Below are 14,838 nucleotides of genomic sequence, written 5' to 3' on the forward strand. Positions count from 1 at the left end.
TCTGGACCTCTGGGGTCCAAATTTTTGGACCCCAGAGGTCCAGAAATTTGGAAATAAATTAAAGGAGCTCTTATTAGAGCCCCCTTGATATAAAAAATTTTATTTATTTTATTGGTGAAATAAATTGAAATTAAGTTGTTTATTTGCTTCTTCAACCTTCATTGGTAATACTTTAGTTATTTCTTCAATATCTTTTTCAGTTATGTCCATCTCCTTCATAACACTTGTATTCAATACATATTTAGTATTCAAACATAATAGTCTTTCATAATATAAAGAACTAATTGAATCTGCTATGCAAAGAATATAAACTTCTTCTTTATAATTTTTAGCCATTAAAGGTGTATGATGATGTGATACAATTTCTTTGATATCTTCAGGTAGTCCCCATTTTTCACATTGCCATTGCCCAAATTGCTCATGTGTAGCTCCCTTCATTACTAATCTTTCTGCTATTATTTGATGAATTCCCTTTTGTTGCGCTATTACAACTTCATCAACTATATGTGGAACACAAATATCAAGTAATGCTACTCCTAAATCGTGAATCAATCCGTAAGCAAAATATTTATATTTATCCTTTTTACCTATCTTTTCAGCCAATAATGTAGCTGAAATTGAAGTACCTAGACAATGTTTCCAATACTTTTCCCTATTTAGCTCCTTTGATCTTCCCATCTCATTAGGAATTAAATATTTTATTAAATATGCTATTATTAATCTTTCAACAGTCTCCATTCCTAAATATACTATTGCATCTGATAAAGACTCTATTTTTCTTGCCAATCTAAAATACCCAGAATTGACATTGCTTAATAATGATTCTCTAAGATTACCACAACTTCCTATTTTCTCCGCAAGATCTTCTATGTTTATGGTATCATAATCACTAATCATATTTATTATATTAGTTATTTCACTACTCATTACTGGTAATCTGTCAGACTTCTCAATGATATCAATAATCTCTAAACCATTCATATTTAATTCCTCCAATACACTCTCATTTCCCCCATATTTAAACCATCTTTTATTAAATTTATCGATTATTATATCAATAACTTAAACTATAAATAAAATCTTCATTTATATATTTACTATCATTTCTTACTATTTTCTACTGCTGCTACCGCTTCAATTTCTACCAATTGATTGGTATATCCTAATACTGTAACTCCAGATAATGTACTTGGAACATCATGATTTCCAAACTCTTTTCTTATTGCATCCCATGCAGTTACCAGATCTGCCTGATTTTGCGATGCTACAATAACTCTAGTATATGAAATGTCTTCCAAGGTTGCCCCACAATCTTTCAGTGCTTCTTTCAAATTTTCTACACAAAGTTTTGCCTGAAGCTCATAATCATTCAAATAAGGCACTTCTCCGTCTCTATTAATAGGGCATGCTCCCGCTAAAAATAATAAGTCCATTCCGGAAGGTACACGTCCAGCATAAGCATAATCTACTGGAGCTAAATTTTTAGAATGAATTAATGATATTTTTCTATTCATTTTAACTCTCTCCTCTTATTCTAATATTTACGAGAAAATTTATAAATTCATTTTTAAAATGAATTTCATGTTCAATATCATTTTAAAGCTTCTATATTTTTAAAAAAAGATAATAATCATTTCTATATCATTTTTTGCATAAAAACTACCACCCATACAAGAGTGGTAGCTTTAACCTATTTATTCTTTTTATATACAATTTTCTTAATACTACTATCTGAAAGGAAGAATTCTTCAGCTAAATTGCTAATTGATTTTCCACCTATATATTGCTTTAATATCTTTGCATTTCTAGCTTTTATATAATCTCTACTTTTAGATTTTTCACCCCATCTTTTTCTCTTTTCAGGAGGGGAAGGGACGTATATATATTGACCTTGAATATACTTTTGAATTTCTTTAACTAAATCATCTGGTAGTATTCTATCACTTCTTACATATTTCATAAAGCTCACTTCCTTAAACCTATTATTTAATTAAGGAAACAAAGCCTGTAGATATATTAATTTATTTGTTAAAAGCGACTAAATATCTATCTCTGTGCAAATTGTCGCCTAAGCTCATACATACAGACTTTGCACAGAGTGCTTTAAGCATTTTTCTATCCATGAGATTAATATTCATGATATCACACTCCCTATTTGTACTAAATCAATTATATTATTTATTGATATTATATGCAATTTCTTACTATTTCAACTTATTTAATAGTAATTAGTTGGAACTAAAAAATACTGCATATCCACTTTTAAATAGCACAGTATTTTCTCAAGTTAATTATTTAATTTATTATATAGACCAGAATTTCCTAATCTTCAAATCTTGTTCTAATTAAATAAATTGCTTTCTTAATAAATTCCATTAATGCTTCTTTTTTATAATCATTGTAATATTCTTTCATGACTTCGTAAGGTGGCTTTAAGTTATACATGCTCTTAACTTTATATTTATCCATATTTTCGTTTAACCATTTCAAATTAAATTCACGATTATCAATACAAGAGTTTTCATCTTTTAAATTTTGTAAATATAAGAAAGGATAATCCTTATTAAGTTTCCATGTACCTTTACCTTTTATATTTTTAGAACCATTGAAATATACTGGTACAGGTATAAGATTCTCTAGTTTATTTTCTATTGCATAGTTACTCATTAAATTATTCTCCATTCTTTATAACTTCCACAACATTATATTTAAAAACTATATCTCTAAGAGAAAATGTAAATCCTAAAATTAAAAAAATCATAAAATAATTTGAAATTTATTATTATGAGTATCTCTTTGATTTCATAGAATATATGATTGTAGAAATCAATGCAACAAGTATCAAAATGTGAAGAACAATATGGTACACGTCAGGAATATATCTCAAATCAGAGTTAATAAACTTTATTGATCCTTCAAAAAATCGTATTTTTTCTTCCCCGCCACCAACAATAGTGTACCACTCATGAGAAATAAATTGGGTTAATAGCCATAATGATTGCCATATAATTAATATATATTTTCCGACATTCTCTTTTAGCAAAAATAAAATTAACGCACCAAGAAATATGATAAAAAAGATTCCATCATCACGCCATGACCGCGTAACTAGATGATTGTTCTTAAAATATACTCCTACCATATCTAAGAAAAACCATGCCAACAAAATCACATTCGCAATCAAACAATACTTCCTTTTCACTTAGCAACCCTCCAGTAAATTCCTATTTATCTATCTCATATTATAATTATAACATATTTTGTAAATACCGTACTATTCAATTTTCAAGGAGCACCTTTATATAGAATATATTACTTATTTAATCCACTCATAATATTTCTGAATTGCCCGCTAAAAAATACCGTACACTCTTTTGAATAATACGGTATTTTAAATATATACTGCTTAATAATAATTTTATCCTATTTTAATAAATATACCTTCCTCAGACTTTTTTAATGCCTTCTCATTTAATATTTTCACAAAACTTGACTTTTCTGAGGTTTTATAGCGTTTCCCACCAATATTTATAGTTGGGTCAATTAGCCTTATCTTATTTTTTTGAAATATGTCATATTTATCTTTATTTTCTATTAATCTTACTTGACTATTTATTGATTCAATTAAGTTTATTACTTCTTCTGAACTAGAATTCCTTAGTAAACTATATACATATTCATCTTCTTTTAATAAGTCTTCTAAAGTAATTTCATGTAATCTAATTGCTATTTCTAATGCTTTAGATAATCTATCATAAGCATATATATTTAATGGATTCATAAAAAATCCTATAACCTCTTTATAATATACATCTACAAACCATTCAGAAATCTCCACAGAATTAACTACGATCTCTCCTTCAACTACAGATAAATTACTTAAAAATGTCTTAATTTCATCTTTTGATATAAACCCATAATGATACATATCTCTTAATGTATAATCTATTCTATCTGCACATAATTTAGGTGCTCTCTTTTCAAGTATTGTCCACTTAGACTCATTTAAAAGTATATCCTTATAATCATATCCATTAGTTGATAGTATTTTAGGGATATTAGAAGATTCAATAATTTCATCATATATTTTTTCATGATAATCTTCATTACTATTTTTAAAAACAAAGTCAATAACGTGTGAAAAGGCAGTGTGAGAAATATCATGTAATAAACCTGCTATCTGTTCCTCAATACTCCCCCCCATTATTCTTATAAACAACATTGTACCAACAGAATGTTCATATCTAGTAACATTCCATTCAATATTAATCAAATAACTTGCTCCACCCTGATGAATTCCCTTTAATCGTTGTACCTCTTTTGTCTTTATAAGTTCTTCTAAAATTGGTTCAACCTTAAACTCACCATAGATACTATCTGTAATTTTCATAATTTCTCCTCCATATTTTATTACAACTATATTATGATTTTTATAAACAACTCCTAATTATCTACTAATTTAATATTTTATTCATGATTTACAGTAATTTTAGATTATGAATTTAATTAAAATACAATGAGTTTTTTTGTATCATATTCTTTACGCTGAATTGAAGTATCTTTTAACCATTCATCTATTTGCTCTTTATAAAAATATAATTTATCATTTACTATAAAATAAGGAAACATAATACCTGTATAACTTCCTCTTGATTCTAACATATTTTTTTCTGTATTAATTATTCCTTGAACTTCTTCCTCTGTCATTCCAAGATAGTTGGCAACTTCAGATATATTCATAACACTACTATTTACAGCAGCATTTTCTACTTGTATATTACTTCCCTTTTGTATTGAGTATCCAAAATAAATAGAACTTAAAAACATACCCAATGCAAATATAATTATTGATATTGGCAGTAATTTATTATTTTGCAAGATACACCCACCTTTTTATTATAAATAATTTATTATAATACTTTTGTATTCTTATTAACTTATATTTAATTTTAATCTTGTAATTTGAATATTGTGAACTAACCTAACTTATTATATGCTTATTTTACTTAGTGTTACTTTTGTACTTCTTTAAGAATACAAAGTTGCATATTAGTGAAATGATAAACACTAAGATAAATATATATCCCATTGGTATTAATGCGAATGGCTCAACCAATGTTCCATCGGGCATAACTTTTGCACCTATAACATTATAGGCGATGAAACAAATTATAGCTGCTAAAGCAGAAATAAACATGGAACCCTTTGTAAACCAAACTTTCTTATCCCTTTTCCATTTTAACGCAATATTTTCCATTACTTGTATCTCTCCATCTGAAACAATTGGTTTTTCTAAATTCAGTTTAAGTTTTTGCAATTCCCCTAAGCATTGCGGACAGTCAACTAAATGATCTTCTATCAACGAAGAACTTTCTTTACTGCAAACTTTATCATAATACAATGGTAACAAATCTCTAATAACTTCACATGATAATCTCATATTAATTTCTCCTTTAATTTTATTCTTGCACGATGATAAGTGACTCTTGCCCAGCTTTCTGTTTTTCCAAACAATTCAGCTATTTTTAAAAATGATAGATCTCCAAAAAAACGCAAGGTAAAGACTTCTTTATATGGTTCTTCTAAATTATGGAGTAGTTTATGAATTTCAAATGTACTTTCATCATCAACTATTTTTTGTTCAAAATCAGCGTCAAAAACATCAACTATATCTTCAACTCTTTCAAAATTATTTTGTTCTTTCTTTAAATACGAAAAATATAAGTTTTTAGCAATTTGACAGAGCCAAACACTCATTTTACAATTTCCTTTAAAACTATTAATATTTTTTAATGCTTTAAAAAATGTCTCTTGTGTTATATCCTCGGTAATACTCTTATTTTTAGTGAGACATAACACATATCTATATACATCCTTGAAATATTCAGAGTATATTTCTTCAAATTCAGTCACATTCTCACCACCTTTCATATATAAGACTATCAAAATTATATTTCGTTACAACATTCCACAAAAATTTTTTACTCTACTTACAAAACCAAGTAGTTAAATAAAGATCATATACACTTTATTTCGCATTATATTATGTTACATTCTAAACTTATTATTGTATATCTTACAAAATGCCGTACTATTCACTTTTCAAAGATAATACTTTTTTAATTAGTTCGCTATATATTTAAATTGCAAACTGAATTATCATTAAAAATCTACATTATAAGTATAAAAAATTTTTTTTATCAAAAAATAAAAAATAAAGGAGAATACAAATGATGATAAAAAAAATATTTTTAGCAATAATAATACTTATATCATTGACTAACAGTGTTAATGCAAGTACAACATCTAATTATGCTGAACCTGTACAAACTATTTCAAAAACCTATACAGAAGGTTTTTATAAATTTGATAATAAAAATGATGTTGATATAGGAGTAACACTAATTACCAACACCCCTACTAAAATCATGATTCTTGATGAAAATATGAATGTTCAATTTATTAGCTTAATACCATATAACACTAAATTTTATCTCCGTAATATTGCACCAAAAAAAATAATAGCAATAATTGGTGACGGAGAAGTAGCACTATCATTTGATAAAATTTAATTAATTTTTATTATAAATTTATTAAAATACTGTATTATATCAGAAATTAATATACAGTATTTTTTTATTTATAAATAATTTTAGAGCTTACTGTTTTTTCTGAATTACTCACTAAAAAATACCGCATATTCTTTTTAATAATACGGCATTTCAATTAATTTAATATTTAATTTATACTTCACAATAATTTAAAAATGTGAACTAACTAACCCATAAATTTGAATTTAGCCTGAGCATTATTCTTATTTATTAAAGTTATAGAAAAAAGTACTTTTCTCTTTTTATTGTCATCATTGTTGCTTTTTGAGTTTAACCACTGTAGTAGTGCCCATTGCAGACACTTCATAACTTAAGACACCATTTTCATATTTCATAGTTTTAGTATCATCACTAGAAGCAAGCAATGCACTTTCAGTTTTACTATGGTCATTCTTCGAATCCCATGAATAAGGTTCATTAGAAGTTGTTGGAGCGACGAAAGAACCAGCCCAATAAAGTGATTTTGTATCACCATTATCACTTACCCAATCAATTGTAATAGTATCACCAGTTATTGTTGCTGATTGATAAGAGTCATCAGATTTGCTATTTTCTTGTTTCCATTCACCAGTTAAGTCAGGTATTTGCTTTTCAGTAGTATTACTATCACTATCAGAGCTTGATTTCTTAGAACTACACCCCATAGATATTGTTGTTAACATAAACAAACACAGACTAATCATAACTAATTTTTTCATTTTTATTATCCTCCCATTCTTAGTACTAGGTTTGCTATTATAGGTTCCTTAGCAAAAATAATACGCTTGATATTTACCTTTATAACAGGCTTATAAATTCCCGTTTTCTTATCTGTTTGTTAAATAAGTGTCACCACTTAGAAATATATTACAATTATAAATCAATTATATCATATTTTTACAATAAAATACTATTAAATTTACACCATAACTTTAATCGTTATTTTCTCTCCTGACAATTCATATTTATGAAAAATTACTACTTTCGCTTCAATATTAATATCATCTTTAAATGGAATAAGACCAATGAAATTGTCATTTATATAAGTTAAATTTAAATCTTCTCAACTATATAATCAACAAAACCTTGTCTGATCCTTTCTCCTTCAAATATTCTCTCTAAAACCCTACTTTCTTTATAAAGAATTTTCATATCATCAAAATATTTGTCTGCTTCTGATTCTTCAAAATATGAATGTATTACTGGAATATTATCATCAAGTTGCTCATATTGATTTTCACCTAAATCAACACCTGTACCACAGCGAAAATCCCTAATGGTAAGAAAATTCACAAATAATAATCCATGAGGTTTAAGCACTCTCTTCATTTCATTTACAGATTTACAAACCTCTTCCTTTGGCATATGGAATACAGAGTTATATGAATAAACAAAACTAAAATATTCGTTATCAAAATTCAATTTTCTCATATTCCCTTGTTGGATTTTGAGTTGATGTCCACTTTTACTAGCATAATTATTTGCCTTCTCAATTTGAGCTAAATCCATCTCAATTCCATTTGTCATATATCCATATTCATGAAATAAAGTTAATGGTGGAGAGTCTCCACCTGCTCCACAATCCAATACTATTTTCTCCATGTTCGTTTCATTACAATACATAAGAAATCTATACAGTGGTATTTGCTTAAATATTTCAAGCATATTAAATTCCCCCTTTATATATAAATATAAAATAGATAAACTAATATTATCCATTTTTATTCTTCTTATCTCTTCAGCATTATATAGATAAACTATACCCTGCCTAGAGCTTTGAAATTATTCTTTCATATTTATTATCATGATCCTCTATTACCTTAATCTTATTATTTTCTATCATACAATCAATTCTTGATGCATACCACCAGTCCTTAACTCCTAACTGATAAAAACCAAGAATATTTCCAATTAATCTGACTTCTTTTATAGGTTCATATCCAATATGTTTATAAATTAGGTTATCATAGAAGTCTTCGCAAACTCCTATTAATCTCCCATTTACTACTACCCTTAGAGCACTATTTTCTTCTACAAGCATGAGCCAGGCATTACTAAACATTTTTAGTTCTATCTCAGATATTCTTCTTTGATAATTAATAAGTGTCTTATATTGCTCCGGTCCAACTTCTTCCAAAGATTGAAATGAAACAACTATATCATCTATTTTTATGTAATCTGGTAATTTTATTGCAAAAATTTCAGTTCCAATATCTTTTAGCAAATCACATATATAGTAAAAACCACACATCTCATATGGAGCATTACTATACCATATTCGAATTGCTTCTCCATTTAAAACATAATTTATAAGCCTTTTATATTCATCGGTATAATACTTTCCAGCTTTTTTAAGCTCTTTTAGTGTATCTTCATCATTATCATAGCCATTTTGTGTGTACATATCAAAAATAAGGTTATGTCTATAAGAACTATCTATTTTTTCTTTAATATCACCAATATCTAACATTAAAGCAAGACAAATAACTTTTTCTGAACTTCCTGAAATAACTCCTTTTTCTATAGCTATTTTCATACATGCAGCTCCACTTTCTCCAAATAAAACTTCTAACATAAAATCTCCTTTATAATTTCTAATTTGATACTATTTATAAGTATGTTTACCATATTTTATAATAAGGACAATCCCTTGCAGAAATATTAAAGCAATCATAAATTCACTTCCAACCCACATAAATATAGAAATAAGCATATTTACAAATATTAATAAGTTTAATATTCGTCTTATCCTTTTAATATGAAATTCTTTATTTAATTTATATCCATATTTCTCTTTATACAATATTTCATCTGGTATTTTCTTTATTAAAATGCTTATGAAACTCCAAATTAAAATTAATATAAAAGATATAGATATTTTTGCCCCTAAAGTCATTTTAAACTCCTAAAAATAAAATTTACCTCGTATTATAAATATTAAAATCCATTTCATCCACTATATTCTCAATATCATTAAGTGTACTTTGAACTTCATCTTTCTCATTTAAAATCTTAACATCTTTTATATCAGATATATCTGTTATCACAAGATACCCCTTATCTAAAGTAACACTCTCACGAATGTTTTTATTGTTACTAAGGGTAATATCTATTTGGGATATATCTACGCTTACTTTTTTATCTTCAGATGGAATGTACTTACTATCATTAAAACTTCCAAAAATAATTCTTTTGTCATTATAAATTAGTGTATTTACAGAGAAACATTGGCTAATTGGCTTTCTTCCGCTAGTACAACTTAAAATTTCATTATTTTCATTAAGTAAAAAAAGATTAGTATGTTGTTCTCCATCTTTTTCATTCATTTCTGCTAAGACAATTTTTTCATTACCCATATCTTTTGTAAGTAAAATATCTACCTTTTCATTTGAAGCTTTTTTATTAAAGAATTCTTCAATAGATTTTGATACAGTTGAGGTTTTATTACCAAAACTTATTAAAAGAGAAATTAAAACTAAAGAAAAGATTCCTAAAGTAAGTTTTTTCATGTTTATAGACCTCCTAAGTTTTTTAATATTACCATATTTCTCATATTCATTTATTCAATAACTTCTGCTTCAATAACATACTTACTATTAGGAAGATATTTTAGCTTATAATTTTTTCCTTCAGTAATTTTATTGGACCTTGGATTATAATAATATGTATTTTCATTCAATATAAGTGATGGAGTTACTCCCTTTGAACTTTTATTAATAAAGGTACACTTTCCAATAGAAATCTCATAATTGTCATTAATGTAATAACTTATATCATTGAACCGTGGCCTTAGTATATTTCTTTTTACTTTTTCTTTTTATTACTAGCTCTGCTCCCAATCCAATAGCTATAAATTTATATATTATTACTATTATAACTTGCCATGATGGCCATCTAACAAACTCCCTATATTTCATATCCCAATAATGTATTATAAGTTATATTGTAACATATTTTACCAATAGACTACTACTTAGTTTTAAAGCTTCTATTTATTAATGGATTTTCCTATATAAAAAGGAGTTGTCATATAAACATCTCCTTTTTAAAATTATCCTATTCCATTATTTTTTATTATTTCACTCTATGTTGAAAAATTTTATTCTTCTATAAATTTCATTAATTCCTCATTAAATTTATCTCTCTGATCATAAAATGAAGCATGTCCGCTATACTTAAATGGTATAAGTTTTGAGTTTTCGATATTTTGACTTTGTACTTCACCTAGCTCAAAAGGAACAACTTTATCATGAATACCATGAATAATTAAAGTTGGAACACTTATTTTTCTTAAATCAGAAAATAGCACTTCATCTATCCAAGTATTTGCAATAGCTGCCGTTGCCCACCCTGCTGCCTGTAATCCTAACTGAAAAAACCAGTCAGATAATGCTTGTGATATATTTTGAAAAAAGAATATATCACCAAAATCTCTTAGCATTTTAGGTCGATCATTATCTGTTCCTTGAATAATCTTGATTATATCTTCTTTCTCTGCGCCATATGGAAAATTTGCACGCTTTATAAGACTAGGTGCTGCTGCTGCAAAAAGGGCAAGCTTAGATACTCCATATTCATTATGTCGACTCATATATCTAATTGCTATAGCTCCCCCCGTTGAATGTCCTGCCAGTGTAAAATTCTTTATTTTTAATGCATCAACCACACATCTAACATCATCCGATAATCTGTCATAGTCATACCCTTCATAAGGCTTACTTGAATCACCAAATCCTCTAGTATCTATTCCAATGCATCTATATCCCATTTTAGGAAGTTTATCGAATTGATATTCAAATAGTTTATGACTTCCAGGCCAGCCATGCAAAAATAATATTGTTTTATTGCCGTATTGGTTAATATCCTCTACATAAATTGTTACATTAGGTTCTACTCTAACATAGTACCCCACATAAATACCTCCATTTACAAAACTTCTTCATTTAATATATTATTCTTCTATATACAAATATATGAATTGTAAATCTAGCTTTTTGATATAACCATTCAATTGTAAAATAATGAAATTAAGAAAAGTTAGTATTCTTATTTTCCAATTAATTTATATATTTTTTCTGCTGCTTCTTTGGCCGAAATATAACTTACATCAATTTTCCTTGTATCCATTTGAAAGTAATTATTTAATCTTGGTACACTTCTTTCAATGACATCATTTTTTCTTATTCCTTGATTAATGTCTTTTGTAATTCTTGAAATTAATGTTTGCTCTGAGCATACTATAGAAAATTTATGTAACATACAGTCATCTTTATTTAATCTTGATAATACATCATCAACAATACTTTCTTCATGCATTACCCAACAAAAAATAATATTTTTATATTCTGAGCAAGAAATAAAATTATTTAGAAGATAACTAATATTATCAAGTACCATCTTTTTGGTTTCATCTGTCACAATAAATGGGGACATATCCCAACACCAATCACCATCAAGGAAAATACAATTAGGTAACAGCTTTTGCAATTCTTTACTTATTGTCGTCTTCCCTACCCCCATTGTTCCATTTATAAAAATAAGATTTTTCATAATTTTAACCACCTATCATTTAAGCTATTGTTTATTTAATTTTCTTTTGTTGGACATCCCAACAGTTACAATTGAAACAATAATAATCATAGCATTTGCAACAACAGTTCCTATCCAAGTCATAGTCATGGTTCCAAAAATAGGTGATACTGCATTAAACATTGTATGGAATAATACGCACATAAACACATAGCTTTTCCCTGATATCTTGTAGATTGCTCCGTTAAAAAAACGAAATGCCATTAGTTGAACTGCAAACATCCAAAAGTTAATTAGTCCCTCCCCATGATTAGTCCCTGGAATAAAAAAGAGAGGAATATGCCAAAAAAACCAAATTACTCCTGTAAAAATACAAGATAAAATAAAGCCATATTCTTTATCAAGTTCAGGCTGTAATATGTACATCCAACCAGATTCTTCTAATCCCCCAATAATAAGGCACCCAGGTAGAGAGAGAAAGAACGTATAAAATGGAAGCACCATTTCTCTACTACCTGAAACTATAATATGTATTAAAAAATATAGTGCAAGCCCTGAAACAACGAACAAGTATGGTAAAATGTTATTTTTAAAATAAAAAACAGTTTTCAACCATTCCTTAAAATCTACTATTTTGTTATTCTTCTTCAAAACTATATATGAAGCAATAGCTGGTGATAAAATATAGATTGAAAAGGGAATATTCATCACAAATTGCTGTACTGAGTGAACCCAATTGTAAACCGAATATCCGAAATGTCCAAGAATAATCAAAGCACCTGATACAAGATAGGCTATGCAAAATGTTAGAATCGTAAATTGTATTCTAACTTTTTTATCTGTCATAATTTCTTCACCTCATATTTTAAAGTATTCATTATTTATATACTTTTCTTACCTTTAAACTGCGCACAATAAAAATCAAAACTAATCAAAGAACTTCCCCTTATAAAAATTCTCATTGCCAAGTTTCTCTGCCTTCAGCCTGAACATAACGCAGCCATCTGGACATACAATATCCTTGCTATACTTAGCACTTCCACCAATATTCTCCAAATCTCCACCGCTTCTGACTGCTTCCATGATTGGGAACATAATCATCATAACCTTGGAACAAATGCCCTGTCCATTCGAATTTACCGGACATCCATAAGTGCAGGTATACTTATCCCCTACTTCCTCGCCATTTCGGCAGTACCGCTCTGTATGGTCACTTCGTGTAAATGTCAACCTCAAAATGTTGAAAAGTTCCAACATGAAAATGCATAATTATTTGATAGTTATTTGTTTTCTTGTTGGATCATTTCATATACATCTTTTGTTCTATAAGATGGCCCAACTATTTTAATAATATGAGCATGATGTAGAAGCCTATCAAGTATAGCATTCGCTAGCGTAGCATCTGAAAAAACATCTCCCCATTTACTAAAAGGTTGATTAGTAGTTATTATAGTTGAGTTATGTTCATATCTTTTAGTTATTAGCTGAAAAAATAAATTTGCACCTAATTGATCTATAGGTAAATAACCAATTTCGTCTATAATAAGAACTTTATATTTATTGTAGTGTTTAAGTCTAGATTCTAGTCTATTTTCATTGTACGCGTTTCTTAAGTTCTGAATTAAATCATGACAGCTAATGAAGTAAGTAAGGTATCTTTTACTTGCAGCTTCTATTCCGATAGCGGTAGCTAAATGTGTTTTGCCGACACCTGGAGTTCCATAAAATAATATATTTTCTTTATTATCAATAAATCTTAATGAGCATAGGTCTTGAATCTGCGCTTTGTTTACTGACGGTTGAAAGCTATAGTCATACTCATCAGCTCTTTTTACAAAAGGAAAGCCGGCTACACTTATTTGGATTTTTGAGGCCATTTCATTTTTATAAAGTATTTCTTTATCTGTTAGATGCACTAAGGCATCTAACAACGGGGTCTGCTCCTGAGCAGCTATGCTAAGATATGTCGGTACATATGACGACATTTTTTCTAACTTAAGTGCTTCTAAATTATTCATAAGTTTTGCATACATTTTATAATCACTCTCCTAATAATACATCCATTAAAGCCATATTTTCTTTTATAAAATCACCTATTTGATCATCCGATAGATGTTTACAAGCATCAGACTTCAGTATTTCGTGCATATGACCAATTTTATAATTATATTTTTTATCAGTTAACGAGTGACAGATAATAAAATCTTGATTATAATAAATACTAATATTACCGTCACTAGTTTCGATAATATTAACTTTAAAACCAATGTATTTGGTTGGAACAGAGTATTTTTTACCTTTGTAATTAATCATAGATTCTTTTGTAACTTTATATTCTTTTTCGCGATAGACATATGAGCACAATAAATCTAATGATGGTAATGGTTTAAGATACTCTTTATCTTTTTTCAAAAGATTCAACGGAATTTCATTTATTGCTTGAGAAATTTCATTATTTATTTCATCCATAAAATCATTTACTATTCCTTCTAAATCAGCATAATCTTCAAATTCGCCGTTATAAACGGCTAGACGGTTAGTGAGCCTTGCTAAAGCTTCAACTTTCCCTTTTGTTTGAGGTCTGTATGGTCTACATGCAATAGGTTTAAAACCTGCATCATCAGCAAAATGTTTAAAGGTTGTATTAAATTCAACGCGTGAGAAGTTTGTTTTACTTCTATCTATTACTGTTTTCATGTTATCAAAAAGTATTTCTCTA

The 14,838-nt window shown here is 27.9% G+C and carries 21 protein-coding genes and 1 pseudogene; 1 reads left to right on the plus strand and 21 read right to left on the minus strand.

Translation table 11 applies throughout. From position 1 onward, the window contains the following. Positions 1 to 108: 108 nt before the first annotated feature. The 9 genes from AAT22_RS10465 to AAT22_RS10505 form a co-directional block, all read right to left on the minus strand. Positions 109 to 981, minus strand: coding sequence for an HDOD domain-containing protein (locus tag AAT22_RS10465; RefSeq protein WP_047001167.1), 873 nt, complete (start codon positions 979 to 981; stop codon positions 109 to 111). A gap of 119 nt (positions 982 to 1,100) precedes the next feature. Beyond that, entirely contained in the window at positions 1,101 to 1,514 is a 414-nt protein-coding gene (locus AAT22_RS10470) for a RidA family protein (RefSeq protein WP_047001168.1), read from the minus strand. A gap of 176 nt (positions 1,515 to 1,690) precedes the next feature. Next, a complete protein-coding gene (locus AAT22_RS10475; protein WP_047001169.1) occupies positions 1,691 to 1,960 on the minus strand; it encodes a CD3324 family protein in 270 nt (89 codons plus the stop codon). Between the two features lie 362 nt (positions 1,961 to 2,322). Continuing rightward, positions 2,323 to 2,667, minus strand: a complete 345-nt coding sequence (locus AAT22_RS10480; RefSeq protein ID WP_047001170.1) for a hypothetical protein — start codon at positions 2,665 to 2,667, stop codon at positions 2,323 to 2,325. 115 nt (positions 2,668 to 2,782) lie between these two features. Continuing rightward, positions 2,783 to 3,184, minus strand: a complete 402-nt coding sequence (locus AAT22_RS10485) for a hypothetical protein (protein ID WP_242849810.1) — start codon at positions 3,182 to 3,184, stop codon at positions 2,783 to 2,785. A 234-nt stretch (positions 3,185 to 3,418) separates the two neighbouring features. After that, complete coding sequence (locus AAT22_RS10490) at positions 3,419 to 4,390, minus strand: HD domain-containing protein (RefSeq protein ID WP_047001172.1); 972 nt, start codon at positions 4,388 to 4,390, stop codon at positions 3,419 to 3,421. 116 nt (positions 4,391 to 4,506) lie between these two features. Further along, positions 4,507 to 4,878, minus strand: a complete 372-nt coding sequence (locus AAT22_RS18585; protein WP_052953941.1) for a DNA-binding protein — start codon at positions 4,876 to 4,878, stop codon at positions 4,507 to 4,509. Between the two features lie 124 nt (positions 4,879 to 5,002). Beyond that, positions 5,003 to 5,440 (minus strand): DUF3955 domain-containing protein, encoded by a 438-nt coding sequence (locus AAT22_RS10500; protein WP_047001173.1) that lies wholly within the window; start codon positions 5,438 to 5,440, stop codon positions 5,003 to 5,005. Next, entirely contained in the window at positions 5,437 to 5,913 is a 477-nt protein-coding gene (locus AAT22_RS10505) for a sigma-70 family RNA polymerase sigma factor (protein ID WP_016208823.1), read from the minus strand. Before AAT22_RS10505 ends, AAT22_RS10500 begins: the two co-directional genes overlap by 4 nt. A 317-nt stretch (positions 5,914 to 6,230) precedes the next feature. Between AAT22_RS10505 and AAT22_RS10510 the strand changes: the two genes are divergently transcribed. Then, entirely contained in the window at positions 6,231 to 6,572 is a 342-nt protein-coding gene (locus AAT22_RS10510; RefSeq protein ID WP_242849811.1) for a hypothetical protein, read from the plus strand. A 290-nt stretch (positions 6,573 to 6,862) separates the two neighbouring features. On the opposite strand, the gene AAT22_RS10515 is transcribed toward AAT22_RS10510, so the two are convergent. The 12 genes and pseudogenes from AAT22_RS10515 to AAT22_RS10565 all read right to left on the minus strand — a co-directional run. Then, positions 6,863 to 7,255 carry a hypothetical protein gene (locus tag AAT22_RS10515; protein WP_242849812.1) on the minus strand — a complete coding sequence of 131 codons (393 nt, stop codon included), beginning with the start codon at positions 7,253 to 7,255 and terminating at the stop codon, positions 6,863 to 6,865. 388 nt (positions 7,256 to 7,643) lie between these two features. After that, a complete protein-coding gene (locus tag AAT22_RS10520; RefSeq protein ID WP_047001176.1) occupies positions 7,644 to 8,255 on the minus strand; it encodes a class I SAM-dependent methyltransferase in 612 nt (203 codons plus the stop codon). A 103-nt stretch (positions 8,256 to 8,358) separates the two neighbouring features. Then, positions 8,359 to 9,165, minus strand: coding sequence for a DUF1835 domain-containing protein (locus tag AAT22_RS10525; RefSeq protein ID WP_047001177.1), 807 nt, complete (start codon positions 9,163 to 9,165; stop codon positions 8,359 to 8,361). A 30-nt stretch (positions 9,166 to 9,195) separates the two neighbouring features. Further along, positions 9,196 to 9,486, minus strand: a complete 291-nt coding sequence (locus AAT22_RS10530; RefSeq protein WP_047001178.1) for a hypothetical protein — start codon at positions 9,484 to 9,486, stop codon at positions 9,196 to 9,198. 22 nt (positions 9,487 to 9,508) lie between these two features. Further along, a complete protein-coding gene (locus AAT22_RS10535; protein WP_047001179.1) occupies positions 9,509 to 10,099 on the minus strand; it encodes a hypothetical protein in 591 nt (196 codons plus the stop codon). A gap of 264 nt (positions 10,100 to 10,363) precedes the next feature. Next, positions 10,364 to 10,507 (minus strand): hypothetical protein, encoded by a 144-nt coding sequence (locus AAT22_RS19095; RefSeq protein ID WP_156174314.1) that lies wholly within the window; start codon positions 10,505 to 10,507, stop codon positions 10,364 to 10,366. Between the two features lie 182 nt (positions 10,508 to 10,689). Then, entirely contained in the window at positions 10,690 to 11,502 is an 813-nt protein-coding gene (locus tag AAT22_RS10540) for an alpha/beta hydrolase (protein ID WP_047001180.1), read from the minus strand. Positions 11,503 to 11,636: 134 nt separating this feature from the next. After that, positions 11,637 to 12,140, minus strand: a complete 504-nt coding sequence (locus AAT22_RS10545; RefSeq protein WP_047001181.1) for an AAA family ATPase — start codon at positions 12,138 to 12,140, stop codon at positions 11,637 to 11,639. A 24-nt stretch (positions 12,141 to 12,164) separates the two neighbouring features. Then, positions 12,165 to 12,965 (minus strand): CPBP family intramembrane glutamic endopeptidase, encoded by an 801-nt coding sequence (locus tag AAT22_RS10550; RefSeq protein WP_047001182.1) that lies wholly within the window; start codon positions 12,963 to 12,965, stop codon positions 12,165 to 12,167. 81 nt (positions 12,966 to 13,046) lie between these two features. Further along, positions 13,047 to 13,376: a TIGR04076 family protein gene (locus tag AAT22_RS10555; RefSeq protein WP_047001183.1), complete on the minus strand. Its 330-nt coding sequence runs from the start codon at positions 13,374 to 13,376 to the stop codon at positions 13,047 to 13,049. A gap of 23 nt (positions 13,377 to 13,399) precedes the next feature. Then, entirely contained in the window at positions 13,400 to 14,152 is a 753-nt protein-coding gene (gene istB, locus AAT22_RS10560; protein WP_047001184.1) for an IS21-like element helper ATPase IstB, read from the minus strand. Positions 14,153 to 14,159: 7 nt separating this feature from the next. Beyond that, a pseudogene (locus AAT22_RS10565) lies at positions 14,160 to 14,838 on the minus strand (DDE-type integrase/transposase/recombinase); the annotation flags it as partial.

Source organism: Clostridium sp. C8 (genome assembly GCF_001010885.1).
Taxonomy (GTDB): Bacteria; Bacillota; Clostridia; order Clostridiales; family Clostridiaceae; genus Clostridium; species Clostridium sartagoforme.